This window comes from Variovorax sp. 01T432 (assembly GCF_056398605.1).
Map to the genome: position 1 here is coordinate 23,118 of NZ_JBFTPS010000016.1, position 18,454 is coordinate 41,571.

Annotated in this window: 18 protein-coding genes and 1 pseudogene; 12 read left to right on the forward strand and 7 right to left on the reverse strand. The window is 69.6% G+C overall.

All coding sequences use genetic code 11. The features are described 5' to 3' along the window. Positions 1-246: 246 nt before the first annotated feature. A complete protein-coding gene (gene acpA, locus AC1DNF_RS14410) occupies positions 247-2,538 on the reverse strand; it encodes an acid phosphatase (RefSeq protein ID WP_478149287.1) in 2,292 nt (763 codons plus the stop codon). Here acpA and AC1DNF_RS14415 point away from each other — a divergent pair. Further along, a pseudogene (locus tag AC1DNF_RS14415) lies at positions 2,524-3,216 on the forward strand (cytochrome-c peroxidase); the annotation flags it as partial. The gene acpA and the pseudogene AC1DNF_RS14415 sit on opposite strands and share 15 nt — an antisense overlap. A 618-nt stretch (positions 3,217-3,834) precedes the next feature. Here AC1DNF_RS14415 and AC1DNF_RS14420 read toward each other — a convergent pair. Next, positions 3,835-5,181: an NAD(P)/FAD-dependent oxidoreductase gene (locus tag AC1DNF_RS14420; protein WP_478149288.1), complete on the reverse strand. Its 1,347-nt coding sequence runs from the start codon at positions 5,179-5,181 to the stop codon at positions 3,835-3,837. A 164-nt stretch (positions 5,182-5,345) separates the two neighbouring features. On the opposite strand from AC1DNF_RS14420, the gene egtB reads away from it, so the two are divergent. The 5 genes from egtB to AC1DNF_RS14445 all read left to right on the forward strand — a co-directional run bounded on the left by egtB (position 5,346) and on the right by AC1DNF_RS14445 (position 9,209). After that, the gene (egtB, locus tag AC1DNF_RS14425; protein WP_478149289.1) at positions 5,346-6,614 is read left to right on the forward strand and encodes an ergothioneine biosynthesis protein EgtB; all 1,269 of its coding nucleotides are present in this window, start codon (positions 5,346-5,348) and stop codon (positions 6,612-6,614) included. Beyond that, on the forward strand, positions 6,614-7,600 hold the full coding sequence (egtD, locus tag AC1DNF_RS14430) for an L-histidine N(alpha)-methyltransferase (RefSeq protein ID WP_478149290.1): 987 nt from the start codon (positions 6,614-6,616) through the stop codon (positions 7,598-7,600). The genes egtB and egtD overlap by 1 nt, the downstream gene beginning before the upstream one ends. Positions 7,601-7,637: 37 nt before the next feature. Next, positions 7,638-7,919: a DUF427 domain-containing protein gene (locus AC1DNF_RS14435; RefSeq protein WP_478149291.1), complete on the forward strand. Its 282-nt coding sequence runs from the start codon at positions 7,638-7,640 to the stop codon at positions 7,917-7,919. Beyond that, positions 7,916-8,659, forward strand: coding sequence for a 2OG-Fe dioxygenase family protein (locus AC1DNF_RS14440; RefSeq protein ID WP_478149292.1), 744 nt, complete (start codon positions 7,916-7,918; stop codon positions 8,657-8,659). The genes AC1DNF_RS14435 and AC1DNF_RS14440 overlap by 4 nt, the downstream gene beginning before the upstream one ends. A 103-nt stretch (positions 8,660-8,762) precedes the next feature. Then, complete coding sequence (locus AC1DNF_RS14445) at positions 8,763-9,209, forward strand: universal stress protein (protein WP_478149293.1); 447 nt, start codon at positions 8,763-8,765, stop codon at positions 9,207-9,209. 13 nt (positions 9,210-9,222) lie between these two features. Here AC1DNF_RS14445 and AC1DNF_RS14450 read toward each other — a convergent pair whose 3' ends face one another. Then, complete coding sequence (locus tag AC1DNF_RS14450; RefSeq protein ID WP_478149294.1) at positions 9,223-9,861, reverse strand: RluA family pseudouridine synthase; 639 nt, start codon at positions 9,859-9,861, stop codon at positions 9,223-9,225. Between the two features lie 44 nt (positions 9,862-9,905). On the opposite strand from AC1DNF_RS14450, the gene AC1DNF_RS14455 reads away from it, so the two are divergent. Further along, a complete protein-coding gene (locus tag AC1DNF_RS14455; protein ID WP_478149295.1) occupies positions 9,906-11,162 on the forward strand; it encodes an MFS transporter in 1,257 nt (418 codons plus the stop codon). Here AC1DNF_RS14455 and AC1DNF_RS14460 read toward each other — a convergent pair. Genes AC1DNF_RS14460 through AC1DNF_RS14470 form a run of 3 tightly spaced genes read right to left on the reverse strand, consistent with a single transcriptional unit; the run spans position 11,151 to position 11,864 of the window. Then, entirely contained in the window at positions 11,151-11,441 is a 291-nt protein-coding gene (locus AC1DNF_RS14460; RefSeq protein ID WP_478149296.1) for a 2Fe-2S iron-sulfur cluster-binding protein, read from the reverse strand. The two genes, AC1DNF_RS14455 and AC1DNF_RS14460, sit on opposite strands and share 12 nt — an antisense overlap. Next, complete coding sequence (locus AC1DNF_RS14465; protein ID WP_478149297.1) at positions 11,438-11,701, reverse strand: VF530 family protein; 264 nt, start codon at positions 11,699-11,701, stop codon at positions 11,438-11,440. Before AC1DNF_RS14465 ends, AC1DNF_RS14460 begins: the two co-directional genes overlap by 4 nt. A 16-nt stretch (positions 11,702-11,717) precedes the next feature. Continuing rightward, positions 11,718-11,864: a hypothetical protein gene (locus AC1DNF_RS14470; RefSeq protein WP_478149298.1), complete on the reverse strand. Its 147-nt coding sequence runs from the start codon at positions 11,862-11,864 to the stop codon at positions 11,718-11,720. A gap of 88 nt (positions 11,865-11,952) precedes the next feature. Between AC1DNF_RS14470 and AC1DNF_RS14475 the strand changes: the two genes are divergently transcribed. Together AC1DNF_RS14475 and AC1DNF_RS14480 are read left to right on the forward strand one after the other, a co-directional pair. Further along, positions 11,953-12,468: an N-acetyltransferase family protein gene (locus AC1DNF_RS14475; protein ID WP_478149299.1), complete on the forward strand. Its 516-nt coding sequence runs from the start codon at positions 11,953-11,955 to the stop codon at positions 12,466-12,468. Positions 12,469-12,483: 15 nt separating this feature from the next. Next, the gene (locus AC1DNF_RS14480; protein ID WP_478149300.1) at positions 12,484-13,389 is read left to right on the forward strand and encodes a DUF808 domain-containing protein; all 906 of its coding nucleotides are present in this window, start codon (positions 12,484-12,486) and stop codon (positions 13,387-13,389) included. 27 nt (positions 13,390-13,416) lie between these two features. Here AC1DNF_RS14480 and AC1DNF_RS14485 read toward each other — a convergent pair whose 3' ends face one another. Further along, the gene (locus tag AC1DNF_RS14485; protein WP_478149301.1) at positions 13,417-13,635 is read right to left on the reverse strand and encodes a hypothetical protein; all 219 of its coding nucleotides are present in this window, start codon (positions 13,633-13,635) and stop codon (positions 13,417-13,419) included. 267 nt (positions 13,636-13,902) lie between these two features. Here AC1DNF_RS14485 and AC1DNF_RS14490 point away from each other — a divergent pair, with 267 nt between their 5' ends. From AC1DNF_RS14490 to AC1DNF_RS14500, 3 genes are all read left to right on the forward strand, one after another. After that, positions 13,903-17,115, forward strand: a complete 3,213-nt coding sequence (locus AC1DNF_RS14490; protein ID WP_478149302.1) for an autotransporter domain-containing protein — start codon at positions 13,903-13,905, stop codon at positions 17,113-17,115. A 90-nt stretch (positions 17,116-17,205) separates the two neighbouring features. Next, on the forward strand, positions 17,206-17,622 hold the full coding sequence (locus AC1DNF_RS14495) for a hypothetical protein (protein ID WP_478149303.1): 417 nt from the start codon (positions 17,206-17,208) through the stop codon (positions 17,620-17,622). Positions 17,623-17,644: 22 nt separating this feature from the next. Further along, positions 17,645-18,442 carry an enoyl-CoA hydratase/isomerase family protein gene (locus AC1DNF_RS14500; RefSeq protein WP_478149304.1) on the forward strand — a complete coding sequence of 266 codons (798 nt, stop codon included), beginning with the start codon at positions 17,645-17,647 and terminating at the stop codon, positions 18,440-18,442. Positions 18,443-18,454 lie beyond the last annotated feature (12 nt).

Genomic DNA, 18,454 nt, shown 5'->3' on the forward strand with positions numbered 1-18,454 from the left:
GATTTCGGCTAATTCAGCCGCTCGATGACTGCGAATCGGCATCTCGTTGACTTGCAAGGATGGCCTTGTTTTGTCGCGTTGACAAGCCTCCGCGCCCCGGAGAAGAGGCGCTTCCGATTCTTTCCGGAATTCGGCTTTGCGATGTCGTTGAATTGCGCAGGCTCTCGTTAATTGTCGGTCCGAGGATTTGAATTGGGAGATGAAGTCCGAATCAGCATCGTTGCAAATGAAACGACAGAAAAGGCATCAGGAATGGCTGGAGAAATCCAGCGCGCCGGTCAGGTCGCCCATGGGCTTGCCGCCGTTCTTCACGAGTGCGGTGTCGCGCTCGACCAGTCCGGGCAGCGGCGGCAGCGACCAGCGGTGCGTGATGAATCGAAGCGTGGAACCCGTGTCGTACGGGGTCTTGTCGACGTAGCCCTTGCGCGCGAAGGGCGAGATGATCAATGCGGGAATGCGCATGCCCGGGCCCCAGCGGTCGCCCTTGGGAACGGTGGCATGGTCGTGGAAGCCGCCGTTCTCGTCGTAGGTGACGACGATCAGCATGTTCTTCCATTGCGGGCTCTGCTGCAGCCGGGCGATCACCTCGGCGATGTGCGCGTCGCCCTCGGCCACGCTGGCGTAGCCGGCGTGCTGGTTCAGGTTGCCCTGTGGCTTGTAGAAGCTCACGGCCGGCAGGGTGCCCGCGGCCGCGTCCTTGAGGAAGTCGCTGTCGAAGTCCTTCAGGTGCGCCGCGCGCGCCTGCGGGTGCAGGACGGGGTCGAAGGCCGCGTAGTAGTTGAAGGGCTGGTGGTGGTACTGGAAGTTCGGCGTCCTCGCCGCCGGTGGCACGGCCGCCGGAAAGTGGCGGTCGCCCCTGGCGATGGCGGTGGTGCTGTTCCACGCGCCGGCGTACCAGGCCCAGCTCAGGCCCTTCCTGTCGAGCAGGTCGCCGATGGTGGTCTGCGTCTGCGGGGGCAGCGTGGTGGGGCTGGCCGGGTCGGCGAAGAGTCTGCTGCTGTCATTGGCCGCCGGCGCGTTGCTGCTCGGCTGGTAGGCCGGCTGCATGGTGTTGACCGCATGGAACATGCCCGCGGCATCCTTGGGCGTGAGGTTGCCGTCGTTCTTGTAGATCGCTGCGCCGCTCAGCACCGAGGCGGGCGAGTTCGCCGCTGGTGTCAGCCTGAGGAAGCGGCCGGCGGCGTCGACGTCGATGGCCGAGATCGATGTCCTGGCCGGCGAGGTGGCGGCATCGGCATCCGGGTAGGTGGGCGCGCAGGCGCACACGAGGTACTGGTGGTTCAGGAACGAGCCGCCGAACGCGCCCATGAAGAAGTTGTCGGCCAGCGTGTACTGCCGCGCCAGCTTCCACAGGGCCATCCCGCTGCCGTCGTAGTAGCCCATGCTCAGGCCGCCGGCGTCCGAGTAGGCGGCGAACTTGTCGTTTCTGCCGCCGTTGATCTGCATCTGGTTGTTGTAGAAGCGGTGCACCAGGTCGCGCGTGATCAGCGATGGCGGCACCGCCTTGCCCGAGTGGAAGAAGCCGGCCGCATCGTCGATGCGGAACGGCTTGTTGGGCATGCCCACCGTCTGGGCCTGCGTGATGACGGTGGTCTGTCCCGCGGCCGTGACGCCGCCCCACACGGGCGGCAGCGCGGGCAGGATCGAGCCGTCGAAATCCTTCTGCGGTTCGTCGGCCCTCGCGCTCGAGCTGGGGTTCACGCCCGGAATGCCGTTGGCGCCGGGGTAGAGGCCGAAGAGATTGTCGAAGGCGCGGTTCTCCGCGTAGATGATGACGACGTTGCTGATCTGGCCCAGGGCGAAGCGGTTGCGCAGCGCCCGGACCCTGTCGCCCGTGGCGCCGGCCTCGGCGGTGGCTTCGGCGATGCGCGCGAGCGACTGGTCGATCTCGGTCTGCAGCGCGGCCTTGGCCGCCGGATCGGCGAGCGTGTTGTGATTGGCGAGCAACTGGGCCTGCGTGACGCCCAGCCGGTCGGCGAGCTCCTTGCGCGCGGCGGCCAGGTCGCCGCCATTGGCATCCATCAGGGCGTACAGCTCGGTGCTGATGGCGCTCACGGTGCCGTTGGCGCGCGCGGGAGCGCGGAACACCAGGGGCTGGGCGACGGCGCTCGTGGCGCCGGTGGCCGGATCGAAGCGCTGGCTGGAGGCATCGATCTCGGCCACCACGGCGCCCCGCCCCTCGAGCGTGAATACGCCACTGCCGTCGGTCATCGCGCTGGGCTCGCCGGCATCGCAGCGGCCGTTGACGTTGGCGTCGATGCAGACCCTGGCATTGCGGAAGTAGCTGCCGGTGACGATCCCCCGCGTGACGGCTCCCGCGTCCCCCTCGGGGGCGTATGCATTGCCGCCGCAGGCGGCGACGAGACAGGCCGAGGCGACGGCGACGGCGTATCGCGGCAGGGCGCGAAGCACGCGGCGGCGCTGCGGATGACGCGGCCGTTCCGGTCGCGTCAATTCCGTGCCATCCTGGGGCCTTGCGCTCGGCGCGCGACTGTCATCGCCGCCCGCGGGGCAGCATCCTTCATGCAGATCGAACATGTTGTCCTCCTTTGCCGCATTCTTCGGCGTCTCCGGCGCCCGTCGGCGTCGGGCGCGCTGCTGCTCGGCGCGCTGTTCATTGTTTGCGACCGGCCGGTCCTGGCGCAGGAAGCGCCAACGGCAGAGCCTTCAAGGCCCGCCTATGCCGGCGCGCCTTATGCACCCGTCCCTGGTCGCCCACCACCCAGTCCCGCGCAGCTGACGGCATTGGGGCGACTGATCTTCTTCGATCCTTCGCTGTCCGCGTCGGGCCGGCAGTCCTGCGCGAGCTGCCACGACCCGAAGCATGCCTATGGTCCACCGAACGCGCTGTCCGTGCAACCGGGCGGCGCCGACGGACGCGCCCAGGGCGCGCGCGCCGCGCCGACGCTGCGCTACCTGCAGACGCTCGGCGCCTTCAGCGAGCACCACCACGACAACGACGGCGACGACAGCGTGGATGGCGGGCCGACGGGCGGCCGCATGTGGGATGGCCGTGCCGGTTCGGCGCACGAGCAGGCCGGGCTGCCCTTGCTGGCAGCGGCCGAGATGGACAACGCCTCCGTCGAGGCGGTCGCCCGCAGGCTCGAGCGCGCGGCCTACGCCGGACAGATGCGCGCGGCCTTCGGCGACGAGCTGTTCCGCGACGCGTCGGCGGCCTTCCGCGCGGCGGGCTTGGCGCTGGAGACCTTCCAGGAATCGCCGGCCGATTTCTATCCCTTCACCAGCAAGTACGACAGGGTGTTGCGCGGCGAGGTGAAGCTCGACGCGGCCGAGGCGCGCGGCCTGAAGCTCTTCGAGGACCCGGACAAGGGCAACTGCGCCGCGTGCCACATCAGCCAGCGCAGCGCGGACGGCGCCTTTCCGCTCTTCACCGATTTCGGCATGATCGCGCTCGGCGTGCCGCGCAACCGCCGGCTGGCGGTCAATGCCGATCCGGCGTACCACGACCTCGGGCTGTGCGGCCCGATCCGCACCGACCTCTCGGACCGGCCTGAATACTGCGGCCTGTTCCGCACGCCGACCTTGCGCAACGTCGCGGTCAGGCAGTCCTTCTTCCACAACGGGGTGTTCCATTCGCTCGCGCAGGTGCTGCGCTTCTACGCGCAGCGCGACACGGCGCCGCAGCGCTGGTATGGGCGCGGCAAGGATGGAAAGACCGAGGTCTTCGACGATCTGCCCCGGCAGTACCACGACAACGTCAACACCGACCCGCCCTTCGGCCGGGAGCGGGGCGGCAAGCCGGCATTGACCGAGGCGGAGATCCGCGACGTAACGGCGTTCCTGGGCACGTTGACCGATGCCGACCAACGGGCCTCAGGACTCCCCTCGGCCCCTCACGTCCGCCACCACCCGCGCATGGCGCTGGAAGCTCCAGTAGGCGCTCGCCCAGTCCATCAGCACCACGATGCGGTTGCGAAAGCCGATGAGGAAGTACACGTGCGCGAACAGCCAGAACAACCAGGCCATTCGCCCTGAAAAGCGCAGCGGCCCCAGGGGCGTGCCGAGGTCGACCACCGCCGAGTTGCGGCCGATGGTCGCGAGGTTGCCATAGTCGCTGTAGCGAAAGGGCAGCGTCTCCTTGCCCGCGATGCGGCGCAGGATGTTCGCCGCCGCGGCGCGGCCCATCTGCTTGGCGCCGGGCGACACGCCGGGCACCGGCGTCGGCTCCTTGCCCGGCCGGTAGCTCAGCGCGGCGGCCAGATCGCCCACCACGCTGATGTCCGGGTGCCCGGGCACGCTGAGGTCGGGCAGCACCTTCACGCGTCCCGCGCGGTCGGTCTCGGCGCCGGTGGTTTCGGCCAGCAGACGCCCCAGCGGCGACGCGGCGACGCCCGCGGCCCAGATCACGCAGTGGCAGTCGATGCGGTGGCTGCCCACACCCGCGCCGCCATCGCTGAAGGGCGACTGCACCTCCAGCCCGGTCGCATCGATGGCCGTGACCCGCGCATTGAGGCGCACCTGCACGCCCAGTTTCTGCAACTGCTCCTGCGCTCGCAGGCTCAGCGATTCCGGCATGGCCTGCAGCACGCGCGGACCGCCTTCGATCAGCAGCACCTCGGCGCTGCCCGGGTCGATGCGGCGGAATTCGCCTTCCAGCGTGTGGCGGGCGATCTCGGCCAGCGTGCCGGCCATCTCCACACCCGTGGGCCCCGCGCCGATGACGGCGAAGGTCAGCAGCGCGCGCTGCCGCGCGGGATCGAGCTCGACCTCGGCCGCCTCGAAGCTCAGCAGCACGCGGCGGCGGATCTCGAAGGCGTCGGCAAGGGTCTTGAGGCCCGGCGCGATGGGGGCCCATTCGTCGCGGCCGAAATAGCTGTGGGTGGAACCGGCGGCGACGATCAGGTGGTCCCAGGCGAGGTGGGTGCCGCCGGCCAGGCAGACCTCGCGGGCAGCAGGGTCGATGCGCGTCACCTCCCCCAGCAACGTCGTGATGTTGGGTTGCCTGCGAAACAGCAGCCGCGTCGGCGCGGCGATGGACGGGGCCGCCAGGCCGGCCGTCGCCACCTGGTAGAGCAGCGGCTGGAAGAGGTGGTGGTTGGTCTTGTCGACGATGGTGATGTCGACATCCGCGCCCTCCAGCTTGCGCGCCGCCTCGAGGCCGCCGAAGCCGCAGCCGACGATGACGATTCGGGGGCGGCCGGGGGCGGTAGGCGTGCTCATGCGCCGGATGATACGCAGCGCCCAGCGCGCGTGGCCGGGTTGTGCGAAAGTGGCGGGCTTCGGCGGTGCCGGGGACCCCCTGCCAGCGTGCTGGCGGGGATTTGTCCTACGGCATTCGCCTTTGTCCATGGGCTAAAAACCGTCAACTACAAACTGGAGACCCCATGAATCTCATCCGGCCGACCCCGCCGGCGGCGGAAGGTCAGCGCGCCGATCTGCGGGCTCGTTTCCAGGCCGTCCGCGCGCACAGCCTCGCCCTGGCCGCGCCGCTGTCGGCGGAGGACCAGTGCATCCAGTCGATGCCCGATGCGAGCCCCACCAAGTGGCATCTGGCGCACACCACCTGGTTCTTCGAGACGGTGCTTCTGCAGCCGCACGCCACGGGCTATGCCGCCTTCGATCCGCGTTTTCATTACCTCTTCAACTCGTACTACGAGGCCCTGGGGCCGCGCCATCCGAGGCCGCGGCGCGGACTGCTCACGCGGCCCTCGCTGGAAGAGGTGCATGCCTACCGCGCGCACGTCGACGAAGCGGTGCTCGCGCTGCTGGAGGCGCCGGCTTCGGCCGGCAGCACCGAATGGCCGACGATCGAGGCCATCGTCACGCTGGGTCTGCATCACGAGCAGCAGCACCAGGAACTGATCGTCACCGACATCCTGCACGCCTTGTCGTGCAACCCGTTGCTGCCCGCCTACCGGCCGGCGCCGGCCAGCGCGCTGCGCCTGGCTTCGAGCGCGCCGGAGATGCGCTGGCTCCCGCGGGAGGGCGGCATGGTCGAGACCGGCCACGCCGGGCAGGGCTTCGCCTTCGATAACGAGACGCCGCGCCACGCGGCGCTGCTGAGGCCCCACGCCATCGCCGACCGGCTCGTGAATTGCGGCGACTACGCCCAGTTCATCGCCGACGGCGGCTACGAGCGGCCCGGCCTGTGGCTCTCCGACGGCTGGGCCGCGGTGCAGGCGCAGGGCTGGCGTTGCCCGGCCTACTGGCTGGCGCCGGACGATCCGCGCCTGCACCACCAGGGCGCGACGGTGGGCTGGCAGGTGTTCGGCCTGCACGGCGTGCGGCCGCTGGAACCCCAGGCGCCGGTGGCGCAGCTCAGCTTCTATGAGGCCGCCGCCTATGCCGAGTGGGCCGGCGCCAGGCTGCCGACCGAGTTCGAGTGGGAGGCCGCGCATGACGCGCCCGGCATCTCGCAGATGAGCGGCCACGTGTGGCAATGGACGCGCTCTTCCTACGACCCCTATCCGGGCTTCCGTCCGCTTCCCGGCATCGCCGCGGAATACAACGGCAAGTTCATGGTCGGGCAACTCGTGCTGCGTGGCGGCAGCGTCGCAACGCCCGCGGGGCACACGCGGCCGAGTTATCGCAACTTCTTCCCGCCGGCCGCGCGCTGGCAGTTCTCGGGGCTGCGGCTCGCGAAAGACCTCTGATGAGCAACCATGCAAGCAACCTCCGCGCGTTTCGCGCGTCGCAGCGGGCGGCAACGCTCTCCGACTTCGCCCGCGAGCTGCTCGCCGGGCTGGGCCTCGGCGCGCGCAGCATTCCGCCGAAGTTCTTCTACGACGTCGCCGGTTCGGCCCTCTTCGACCGCATCTGCGAGCTGCCCGAGTACTACCCGACGCGCACCGAGCTGCGCATCCTCACCGAGTGCGCGCCCGAGATCGCGGCGCAGATCGGACCCCACGCCGAGATCGTCGAGTTCGGCGCGGGCTCGCTCACCAAGGTGCGGCTGCTGCTGGACGCGCTCGAGGCGCCGAAGCGCTACGTGCCGATCGACATTTCCGGCGCGCACCTCGAGGCCGCGGCCGCGCGCCTGCGCGACGACTACCCGCGGCTCTCGGTGCAGCCGGTGGTGGCCGACTACACGATGCCGCTGGTGTTGCCGGCGCGCGGGGAGGGCATGGGTCAGCGCGTGGGCTTCTTCCCCGGCTCGACGCTGGGCAACTTCAGCCCCGACGAGGCATTGGCCTTCCTGCAGCTGGCGCAGCGCCTGCTGCGCGGCGGCGGCCTGCTGCTGGGCGTGGACCTCGTGAAGGACCCGGCGCTGCTGCACGCCGCCTACAACGACGCGCAGGGCGTGACGGCGGCCTTCAATCTCAATCTGCTGCGGCGCGCCAATGCCGAACTCGGCGCGAACTTCGATCTCGACGGCTTCGCGCACGCGGCCTTCTACAACTCGCCGCTGCGGCGCATCGAGATGCACCTGGTCAGCAAGCGCGCCCAGACCGTGACCATCGAGGGCCAGCGTTTCGCCTTCGACGAGGGCGAGACCATCCACACCGAGAACTCCCACAAGTTCACCGTCGAGGGGCTGCGCGCGCTCGCGGTGAAGGCCGGTTTCAAGCCGATGGCGGCGTGGACCGACCCCGATCGCCTGTTCAGCGTCCATTGGCTGCAGTCGCCCACGGCACAATGACAGACGGCCCGCTTTTTCGCGGGCTGCGGAGATCGACATGAAAGCAACCTGGAACGGCGCCACCATCGCCGAAAGCAATGACACCGTGCTCGTCGAGGGCAATCACTATTTCCCGGTGAGCACGCTCAATCGCGAATTCGTGACCTTCAGCAACCACAAGACGACCTGCCCCTGGAAGGGCACGGCCAGCTACTACTCGCTGCTGGTCAAGGGCGAACTCAATGCCGATGCCGTGTGGTACTACGCGGATCCGAAGCCCGAAGCCGAGATGGTCCGCGACCACGTTGCCTTCTGGAAGGGCGTGAAGGTGGCGCAGTGAGCACGGGAGCGTTCAGCCCGCCCTTCACGCCCCCCGACCGACTCGTTTCCACCCTGCGCCAGGACGGCTACGCCGTCCTGAGTCCGCAAGGCGTGGCCGACTGGCTGGGCGCGCCGCTGTCGGCGCTGGAGGCCCTGCACGCCGACTGGAACCATCTGCCGCCCGACGAATACCTGAAGGACGGCGGGCGCTACCGCACGCGGCGCCACGCCTGCTTCATCGTCGATGGCGCCGCGTTCGAACAGGTGCCGCACCGCGCGCACTGGCAGCCGGTCGAGTACAACGCATTGCACGGCGGCATGCAGCGCTGGTTCGGGCCCATGGAGCCCGCCACCGTCGCGCAACCCGTGTGGCAGAAGCTGATGCTGGGCCTGGGCGGTGTCGCCAGCGGCCTGCGCGGCACGCAGCGCTGGTACGTGGAGGCGCACCAGTTCCGCATCGACACCGCCGACGGCATCGGCCGGCCGACGCCCGAGGGCGCGCACCGCGACGGTGTCGACCTGGTGGCCGTCGCGCTCGTGGGCCGTCACAACATCAAGGGCGGCGAGACGCGCGTCTTCGAGGCCACGGGGCGGCGCGGCGAGCGCTTCACCATGACCGAGCCCTGGAGCCTCCTGCTGCTCGACGACGCGCGCGTGATCCACGAGTCCACGCCCATCCAGCCCCTCGTCGAGGGCGAGCCGGGCTGGCGCGACACCTTGGTCGTGACCTGCCGCGCGGACGCTTTTCAAGGCGATTGACGCAACTTTGCGGTCCGTAGACGTCCTACAGTCCGCAGCTCCGCCTTGGATGTAAATTCGAGGCCCGGTTCGTTCGCGAACCCTGTGAACGAAAGAGGTCCGCATGTTCAATCACATCCTGGTTCCGATCGACGGGTCCGAAACGTCGATGCTGGCGGTCAGCAAGGCCAGCGGACTGGCGCTGGCTTTCGGAAGTCGCATCACGCTGATCCACGTCGTCGACAACTACCCCTTCATCGGCGTCGGGGCGGACTATGCGCTCGGGCAGAACGAGTACCTCGCGGCCGCGACCAGCAGTGCCAACGCGGCCCTGGCGCGCGGCGTGGCGGCGCTCGCCGCCGAGGGCCTGCACAGCGACCAGCGCGTGATCGACGGCCATGTGGTGCATGAAGGCATCGTCGACACCGCCAATGCCATCGGGGCCGATCTCATCGTCATGGGCTCGCACGGGCGCACGGGCATCGAGAAGCTGCTGCTGGGCAGCGTCACCCAGCGCGTGCTGCAGGAGTCGCGCGTGCCGGTGCTGGTGGTGAAGGGCGATCTCCACTGACACTCGAGAAGCCTCAGGGGAAGGGCGCCGGACTCTCGAAACGCAGGAGCCGGCCATCGGCGGGATGGGCGAATTCGAGCACCGTGGCGTGCAGCATGAGCCTTGGCGCGCGCTGCCGGACATCCTCGCTGCCATAGAGCGCATCGCCCAGGATCGGGTGGCCGATGGATTGCAGGTGGATGCGCAATTGATGGGTGCGGCCGGTCAGGGGCTCCAGCCAGAGGTGGCTGGCGTTGCGTTGCGGCCAGCGCGCCTTCACGCGCCATCGCGTCTGGCTGGGTTTGCCCGCGGCGTCCACCTTCTGCAGAGGCCGGCGCGGCCAGTCGGCGGCCAGCGCCGCGTCGATCAGCGACCAGTCGTCGGCGTCCGGCAATAGTCCGTCCACCAAGGCCTCATAGCGCTTCGTCACCCGCCGTTCGGCGAAAGCGTCGCCCAGCGCGCGCTGCATCGCGGGGCTGCGCGCCATGACGAGCAGGCCGCTGGTCGCCATGTCGAGCCGGTGCACCACCAGCGCGTCGGGCCATTGCAGCGCCGCGCGCGCGCTCAGGCAGTCCTGCTTGTCCGCGCCGCGCCCGGGCACGCACAGCAGGCCGGCGGGCTTGTCGAGCACCAGCAGGTGAGGGTCTTCGTGGAGTGCTTGCAAGGCTGTCATCGGGCGCTAAGTCTAGAACCCCCGCCTCGGCTATCCTCGAACGAATGCCTCCTTCCGCCGCGACCGCCGCCTCCGCCGAGCCTCCCCGTTTTTCCGAGCTCACGCGCGAGCGGCCCTTCATGCGCCTGTGGGTGGGGCGCCTCTTCGGCACCGCCGCCAGCCAGATGATGCTGGTCGCGCTCGGCTGGCACATGTACAACCTCACCGGCAGCGCGTGGGACCTCGGCCTGGTCGGGCTCTACCAGTTCGTGCCGGCGCTGCTGCTGGCGCTGCTGGCGGGCCACGTGGTCGACCGCCATCACCGGGGGCGCATCGTCGCCGCCTGCTTCGCGGTGCAGGGCGTGGTGGCCCTCCTGCTGCTGCTTTCCGTGCAGACAGGGCACGACTCGCGCGCGCTGCTGCTGGGCCTGTCGCTCGTGCTCGGCGCGGTCCGCGCCTTCCAGATGCCGGCGCAGCAGGCGCTCACGCCCCTGCTGGTGCCGCCGATCATGCTGCCGCGCGCCATGGCCTTCAGCTCGGCGGGCATGCAGGGCGCCATCATCGGCGGCCCGGCGCTGGGCGGCCTGCTCTTCGTGGCGGGCATGGGCGTGGTGTATGCCGCCAGCCTCACGCTCTTCGTCGTCGCCAGCACGCTGCTGGCGCGGCTGCGCTATGTCTACACGCCCACGCCGCGCGAGCCGGTCACCCTGCGCACCGTGCTGGCGGGGGTCGACTTCATCTGGAAGCGCAAGCCCGTGCTCGGCGCGGTCTCGCTCGATCTCTTCGCGGTGCTGCTGGGCGGGGCGGTGGCGCTGCTGCCCATCTACGCCAAGGACATCCTGCACACGGGCCCCTGGGGCCTGGGCCTGTTGCGCGGGGCGCCGGCGGTGGGCGCCCTATTCATGTCGGTCCTGCTGACCCGCAGGCCCATCGAGCGCCGTGTCGGGCGTGTGCTGTTGATGGCGGTCGGGACTTTCGGCCTGTGCATGATCGTCTTCGGCATCTCCCGCAGCTTCGTGGTGTCGCTCATCGCGCTCGCCGTCTCGGGCGGTGCGGACATGGTGAACGTGGTGATCCGGCAGACGCTGGTGCAGCTCGAGACGCCAGATGCCATGCGGGGCCGCGTGAGCGCCGTCAATTCGATCTTCATCGGCGCGAGCAACCAACTCGGCGAATTCGAATCGGGCGCCACCGCCGCGCTGCTCGGGCCGGTGGGCTCGGTGGTGGTGGGCGGCGTCGGCACCATCGTGGTGGCGCTCGCGTGGTTCCGGCTCTTCCCCGCGCTCGCGCAGCGCGACCGGATCGTGAAGTCAGAAGTCTGAGAACGCCGAGAAGGCGAGAGGCACGTCCAGCGTGACGTCGCCCAGCGGTTCGGCCACGCAGGGCAGGATCCAGCCCTCGGCCTTTTCATCCGCGCTCACGCCCGGCCATTCGATGCGATAGCGGATCTCGCCGCTGACGAGCTTGCACAGGCAGGTGCGGCAGGTGCCGTTGCGGCACGAGCTCGGGAGTTCGATGCCCGCCGCATCGGCCGACTGGAGAAGGGTGCGGCCGGCCTCGGCCTCGAAGCTGAAGCCGCCGGGCTCCACGCGCGCCGTCATGGCGAACGCGAGGACTGCTGCCGGCGCTGGTCACGCAGCATGAACAGGTAGAGGCTCTCGACCTTCTCGCGCGCCCAGGGCGTCTTGCGCAGGAACTTCAGGCTCGACGCGATGCTCGGGTCGCTGGTGAAGCAGCGCAGCGCGATGCGCTCGCCCAGTCCCTGCCAGCCGTACGCCGCCACCAGCGCCGTCACGATGGCTTCCAGCGTGAGCCCGTGCAGCGGATTGCGCGGCTGCGGCGGGGCCGTGGGCGTGCTCACCGGGCCAGCCTCCACATCACTTGTTCTTGAGCTTGCCGCGCGGGATCACCGCCGTGGTGATCGTGCGCACGGGCTCGATTCCGGCGCCCGGCGGCTTCGGCGGGGTCGTGTCCTTCTTCGGTTTCTTGGCTTCCTTGGTGCTGCGCTGCTGACTTTTTGCCATGGTGGTGCTCTCCGTTGTTGATGCGAGTTCAGCTGGCAGTTTAGCGGCGCGGCGACAATACGGCCCTTTACCGTTCGCTCCCGCAGCCATGTCCGATTACGAAGTTCGCCCCGCCACCATGAGCGATGCCAAAGCCATCGCCGAAGTCCACGCCGAAGCCGCCAAGGCCGCCTACACGGGGATCCTGCCCGAAGACCAGTTGCGCGCGCTGGCGCCTTCCACGCGCGAAGCCAAATGGCGCGAGGCCATCGAGTTCAGCGAGCCGCAGGTGCAGGTCGCGGTGCTGGGCGAGAAGGTCGTGGGCTTCGTCGGCTACGACCGCTCGCGCGATGCCAAGACGCCTTCCACCACCGGAGAGATCTGGGCCCTTTACGTGAAGCCCGAGCACTGGGGCAAGGGCGTGGGCGTGGCCCTGTGGGATGCCGCGCGCGACGGCCTCGAGGAAGAGGGCTGCACCGTGGTCACCGTCTGGGTGCCGCTGCGCAACGACCGCGCGATGCGCTTCCATGAACTCGCCGGCTTCAAGCGCGAGATGAAGACCGCCAAGACGACGCAGCTCGGCAGCGTGAAGATCGAAGAGATCCGCCTCAAGCGCGCGGTCTAGCCGGAGCGGGCCCGCATGGCGACCGGTCTCCTGCTGCTGCTCGACGACATCGCGACCATCCTCGACGACGTCTCGCTCCTCACGAAGGTGGCGGCCAAGAAGACCGCCGGCGTGCTGGGCGACGACCTGGCGCTCAACGCGCAGCAGGTCTCGGGCGTCAGGGCGGAGCGGGAGTTGCCGGTCGTGTGGGCGGTGTGCAAGGGCTCCTTCGTCAACAAGGCGATCCTCGTGCCCGCCGCGCTGGCGATCGGCACCTGGCTGCCCTGGCTGGTGACGCCGCTCCTGATGGTGGGTGGCGCGTTCCTCTGCTTCGAGGGCTGCGAAAAGCTCGCCCACAAGCTGCTGCACGGGAAGGAACACGCGGCCGACACGGCGCGCCACGAACAAGCCGTCGCCAGCGCCGATGTCGATCTGGTCGCGCTCGAGAAGGACCGGATCAAGGGCGCGGTGCGCACCGACTTCATCCTCTCGGCGGAAATCATCGCGATCACGCTGGGCACCGTGCAGGGCCAGCCCTTCACGACGCAGCTCACCGTGCTGGCCGGCATCGCGATCATCATGACCCTCGGCGTCTACGGGCTGGTGGCGAGCATCGTGAAGCTGGACGACGCGGGGCTCTATCTGAGCCGGCGTGAAGCGGCGGCCGCGCGCGCCCTGGGCCGCGGCATCCTCGCGATGGCGCCCTGGCTCATGAAGGGCCTTTCCGTCGCCGGCACCGTCGCCATGTTCCTGGTGGGCGGCGGCATCCTCGTGCACGGCGTGCCGGCCCTCGGCCATGCCATCGGGGCCTGGGCCGAGGCGGTGGGCGGCGTGGCCGGCAGCCTGGCTTCGATGGGCGCCAATGCCGGCGTCGGCATCGTGGCCGGCACCGTCGTGCTGGCGGCGGTCGAGCTCACCCGGAAGATTCTCGGGAAAGCCTGAGCCCCCTCGCCGCCGCGCGGCGGCCGCTCAGCGCGCCTTGTTCCTGGCGCGCTGCACCAGGTCCACCGCGACCAGCGCGATCCCCAGCACCAGCGCGAACCAACCCACGAGATAGGCCCCCGCCACCATGTCGTGCCACATGGGCGACTGCAGGAAGTTCGGCGCTATCAGCACGAGCGCGCCGATCAGGATGCACATGACGCCGCGCTCGAGCGTGCGCAGCGGTCTGGGGGGTTTGGATGGCATCGGCCGAGTTTACGTGCGTCGGTTCGCATGGCCGCCTACCTCTTCGCGCCTGTCCTGATGCCTTGGCGCTCCGGGCTGAGAAGCTCTGCGCATGCCTCATCCCACATCACTCCATTGCTATCGAAACCGTAGCGTGTCTGGTTCGGCTCGACATGTGGCGCACCAAAAGCGTGAAGTTCTTCCTTACAAATATGAGTACCTACTGATTACATTCGTAAGTATTCATTTCCCGTTTCGCGCGGGTTGCAACTCACAGAAAGAAAAAACATGAACCGCGTTTTCAGGGTCGTCTGGAATTCCTCGCAGGGCCTCTGGGCCGTCGCGTCGGAGTTGGCGCCCGGCGCCGGCAAGTCAACCGCGTCCGCGCGCCCCGGGTCGGCATCGGGCCTGAACCTTCCGGTCGCTGTCCGCGGGCAGGGCCTTCAGGCGGCGGTCGCCGGTGTGCTGCTGGCCTTCGCCGGCGCCGCGATGGCCGATTGCTCGAGCAGCGCGAACGTCTTCACCTGCGCCCCGGGCACCACCCAGACCATGATCGTGGGCAGCGGCCCCACCACGCCGTCCGGCGCCTCGGTCGATGTCCAGCCCAACGCCGTCATCAGCACCGGCGGCCTGCCCGCCATCAGCCTGGGCGACAACTCGAACATCCTGATCCAGGGCGGCGCCACGGTGCAGAACAGCGCGCCGGACGGCACCAACGGCTACTACGGCACCGGCACCAACACCATCGAGTTCCACTCCGGCAACACGCTGACCATCGAGCAGGGCGCCAAGGTGCTGTCCAACGGCACTGCCTTCGACGCGGAAGCAATCAACCCGATCGGCACCGGCAACACCATCATCAACAACGGCGAGATCCGCTCGCAGGCGGGTGGCTCGGCGATCTGGTTCGAGCCGTCGAGCGGCGCGAACACCGTGGTCAACGGCGCCACCGGCATCATCGAATACAAGGGCGGCGCGGGCAACGTCATCGGCGTGCACGGCACCATGGCGATCGACTTCACGAACCAGGGCCAGGTGATCGGCGACCTGGTCTTCGCCAACGGCGACGACAAGCTGAGCATCGGCACCGGCTCGTCGATCACCGGCACGGTCGACGGCGGCGGCGGCAGCAACACCCTGGCCCTGATCGGCAGCGGCACCGACACCTTCACCAAGGCGGTCTCGAATTTCCAGACGCTGGTGAAGGACGGCAGCGGCACCTGGACTTTCGGCAACGCACTGCCCGGCTCCGGCATCACCAGCACGCGGGTGGCCGCCGGCACGCTCATTCTCGGCACCGACGCCAGCGGCTATACGGGCAGCATGACGGTCGACGCGGCCGGCACCCTGCAGACCACGGCGCAGTTCGCGCCGGCGGCGATCACCGACAACGGCCTGGTCCGCTTCGCGCAGCCGGTCGATGCGAGCTACGCCGGCCTGCTGTCCGGCGCCGGCGGCATCGAGAAGACCGGCGCGGGCATCCTGACGCTGACCCGCGACCAGGCGGTCACCGGCACCACCACGATCAGCGGCGGCACCCTGCAGCTGGGCAACGGCGCGACGACGGGTGCCGTCGGCGGCCCGATCGTGGACAACGCGGCGCTGGTCATCAACCGTTCGAACACCCTCGGCTTCGCCGCCCCCATCAGCGGCACCGGCAGCGTGACGCAAGCCGGCTCGGGCACGACGATCTTCACCGCCGACAACAGCTATGCGGGCGGCACGACCATCTCGGCCGGCACGCTGCAACTCGGCAACGGCGGGGCTTCCGGCAGTGTCGTGGGCAATATCGTCAACAACGCCGAGCTGGTCGCGAACCGCTCGAACACGCTGAACCTGACGGGCATCATCAGCGGCAGCGGCGCCTTGCGGCAGGTCGGCGGAGGCACCACGCTGCTCTCGGGCGCCAACAGCTACAGCGGCGCGACCACCGTCGCGGCGGGCATCCTGAAGGGCGGGGCGGCCGGTGCTTTCAGCGGCTTCTCGGCGCACACCGTCGCGGCCGGCGCCACGCTCGACACCGGCGGTTTCAACCAGACGGTGGCGTCGCTCCAGAATGCCGGCAGCGTCAACCTGCTGAGCGCCGGCGCGGGCAGCACGCTCACGGTGACCGGGGCCTACGTCGGCAACAACGGCGTCCTGAACCTCGGCACGGTGCTCGGCAACAGCGCGAGCCTGAGCGACCGCCTGGTGCTCAGCGGCCCCGCCGCCAGCGCCAGCGGCCACACCACCGTGCGCATCACCAACCTCGGCGGCCTCGGCGCCCAGACCAGCGGCAACGGCATCGAGGTGCTGAGCGCGCGCAACGGCGCGACGACCACGGCCCAGACCACCCGCGATGCCTTCTCGCTGGCCAACGGCCACGTGGACGCGGGCGCCTTCGAGTACCGCCTGTACGCGGCCGACGCGCAGGGCGCTGGCGAGAACTGGTATCTGCGTTCCGAGACGACCCTCGCGCCGCCCGCCGGCGCGCCCGCCTCGAGCCAGTCGCCGAATGCGGCGGACGGGCTGGCCGCGCCGATCAAGGCCGACGCCTCGCCCGCCCCCACCACCGTGCCGACCTACCGCACCGAAGTGCCGCTCTTTGCCGCGCTGCCGGCGCAACTGCGCCAGGCCGATCTCGCGATGCTCGGCAACCTGCACCGCCGCGTCGGCGACGAGGCCTCGACAGACGGCCGCCAGGCTTGGGCGCGCGCCGTGTACAGCGACATCGACATCCGTCAGGCCGGCACCGCCGCCGCGCGAAGCCAAGGCCACGTGAGTGGCGTGCAGGCCGGCACCGACCTGCTGGCCGCCGGCAACTGGCGCGCGGGCCTCTATGTGGGTTCGCTCGATGGTGGCGCCGACGTCACCGGCAACGCGCGCGGCACCATCGGCGCCGTCGGCAGCGACGACCTGCAGTCGCGCTACCTCGGCGCCTACGCCACCTGGATGGACACGAGCAGCGGCTGGTACGCCGACGCCGTGCTCCAGGCCGGCAGCCACAGCTACACCTTGCGCCCGGACGGCAACCCCAGCGCCTCCGGCAAGGGCCGAAGCAGCACCGCGTCGATCGAGACCGGCAAGGCCTTCCCTCTTGCGGAAGGCTGGAGCATCGAGCCGCAGGCGCAGCTGGTCCACCAGCAGACCCGCCTCGACGACGTGCTGATCAGCGGCGCGCGCGTCCGGCAGGATGCCGAGGGCGGCTGGATCGGCCGTCTCGGCGTGCGCATCAAGGGCGACATCACCACGCGCGCCGGACGGCTGCAGCCCTACGCGCGCCTGAACATGTACAGCGCGAGTTCGGGCACCGATCTCACGACCTTCGTCGGCCCGGCCGCGAGCACCGCGATCGCGAGCGCGAGCGGCTACACCTCGGCCGAGGTGGCGGGCGGCTTCACGCTCGCGCTGAGCGCCGCCACCACGCTCTATGGCGAGGCCGGGCGCCTCTTCAGCGCCGGGGGCGATGCGAGGGTGAAGTCCTCAGTGCAGGGCTCGGTGGGCGTGCGCGTGAGCTGGTAGGCGGAGGCTTCCCCGGTTTCGGTTCAAATAAGCTTCCGGCGCCGGCCCGAGAGGGCCGGCGGCATCGCAGCCTTCGCAAGACCGCAAACCATGGAATCCATCCGCCATCGATCTTCCGCCGCCGCGGCGCGGCTCATCGCCCCCTTGCTGCTCGCGCTCGCCGCGTCGAGCGCCGGCGCCCAGGTACAGGCCGATGACTTTCCCGCCGCCGCCATGCGCTTCCTCGACGCCGAACTGCCCGCGATGGAGACGGCCGTGGCGGAGAAGGACCGCGACTATTTCGAGGACGCGATGGGCCGCATGCTCGACTTCTCCGATGTCTGGGGCTTCAAGACGCAGGCCAATCCGGCGCTCGCGCGTTATCCGATGTGCACCGAGGCGGTCTCCGATTTCCTGGTGGTCGGCCTGTGCCGCTTCAAGCTCTCGGCGGACACCTGCCAGCCTCTGCTGATCTCGACCTTCAACACCAACCTCAAGGCCTGCCGGGACCTCGCATCCCGCAACTAGCCGAAGGACAATGGAGAACGCCATGGACTACGCCCGCTACCAGACCCTCGCCATCACCCGCCGCGGCGCCGGCGACGCGGTGCTCGACATCCAGATGCGCGCGAACAACGGCAAGCTGCCGACGGCCGGCCCCGACGGCCATCGCGAACTCGCCGAGATCTGGCGCGACCTGGCGGCCGACGACAGCGTGCGCTGCGCCGTGCTGCGCGGCGAAGGCATGGGCTTCTCGGGCGGCGGCGACCTCGGGCTGGTCGAACAGATGAGCACCGACGATGCCGTGCGCCTTCGCGTCTGGAAGGAGGCGCGCGACCTGGTCTACAACATCGTCAACTGCGACAAGCCCATCGTCAGCGCGATGCACGGGCCGGCCGTCGGCGCCGGGCTGGTGGCGGGGCTGCTGGCCGACATCTCCATCGCCAGCAAGAGCGCGAAGATCGTCGATGGCCACACGCGCCTGGGCGTGGCGGCCGGCGACCACGCGGCGATCGTCTGGCCCTTGCTCTGCGGCATGGCGAAGGCCAAGTACCACCTGCTGCTGTGCGAGCCCGTGAGCGGGGAAGAAGCCGAGCGCATCGGGCTGGTATCGCTGGCCGTGGACGAGGCCGACCTGCTCCCGCGCGCCTACGAGATCGCCGAGCGGCTGGCGGCGGGCAGCCAGAGCGCGATCCGCTTCACCAAGTACGCGCTCAACAACTGGCTGCGCCAGGCCGGCCCGACCTTCGATGCCTCGCTGGCGCTCGAGTTCATGGGCTTCGCCGGGCCGGACGTGCGCGAGGGCGTCGCCTCGCTGCGTGAGCGGCGGGCGCCGCGCTTTTCCTAGAGGCTGAACAGA

Bases quoted from the DNA above. Each gene is read 5' to 3' on its own strand.
- AC1DNF_RS14480 (WP_478149300.1), top strand. From the start codon at position 12,484: ATGGCGACCGGTCTCCTGCTGCTGCTCGACGACATCGCGACCATCCTC.
- acpA (WP_478149287.1), bottom strand. From the start codon at position 2,538: ATGTTCGATCTGCATGAAGGATGCTGCCCCGCGGGCGGCGATGACAGT.
- AC1DNF_RS14455 (WP_478149295.1), top strand. From the start codon at position 9,906: ATGCCTCCTTCCGCCGCGACCGCCGCCTCCGCCGAGCCTCCCCGTTTT.
- AC1DNF_RS14460 (WP_478149296.1), bottom strand. From the start codon at position 11,441: ATGACGGCGCGCGTGGAGCCCGGCGGCTTCAGCTTCGAGGCCGAGGCC.
- egtD (WP_478149290.1), top strand. From the start codon at position 6,614: ATGAGCAACCATGCAAGCAACCTCCGCGCGTTTCGCGCGTCGCAGCGG.
- AC1DNF_RS14500 (WP_478149304.1), top strand. From the start codon at position 17,645: ATGGACTACGCCCGCTACCAGACCCTCGCCATCACCCGCCGCGGCGCC.
- AC1DNF_RS14485 (WP_478149301.1), bottom strand. From the start codon at position 13,635: ATGCCATCCAAACCCCCCAGACCGCTGCGCACGCTCGAGCGCGGCGTC.
- AC1DNF_RS14420 (WP_478149288.1), bottom strand. From the start codon at position 5,181: ATGAGCACGCCTACCGCCCCCGGCCGCCCCCGAATCGTCATCGTCGGC.
- AC1DNF_RS14445 (WP_478149293.1), top strand. From the start codon at position 8,763: ATGTTCAATCACATCCTGGTTCCGATCGACGGGTCCGAAACGTCGATG.
- AC1DNF_RS14490 (WP_478149302.1), top strand. From the start codon at position 13,903: ATGAACCGCGTTTTCAGGGTCGTCTGGAATTCCTCGCAGGGCCTCTGG.
- AC1DNF_RS14450 (WP_478149294.1), bottom strand. From the start codon at position 9,861: ATGACAGCCTTGCAAGCACTCCACGAAGACCCTCACCTGCTGGTGCTC.
- AC1DNF_RS14495 (WP_478149303.1), top strand. From the start codon at position 17,206: ATGGAATCCATCCGCCATCGATCTTCCGCCGCCGCGGCGCGGCTCATC.
- AC1DNF_RS14435 (WP_478149291.1), top strand. From the start codon at position 7,638: ATGAAAGCAACCTGGAACGGCGCCACCATCGCCGAAAGCAATGACACC.
- AC1DNF_RS14475 (WP_478149299.1), top strand. From the start codon at position 11,953: ATGTCCGATTACGAAGTTCGCCCCGCCACCATGAGCGATGCCAAAGCC.
- AC1DNF_RS14470 (WP_478149298.1), bottom strand. From the start codon at position 11,864: ATGGCAAAAAGTCAGCAGCGCAGCACCAAGGAAGCCAAGAAACCGAAG.
- egtB (WP_478149289.1), top strand. From the start codon at position 5,346: ATGAATCTCATCCGGCCGACCCCGCCGGCGGCGGAAGGTCAGCGCGCC.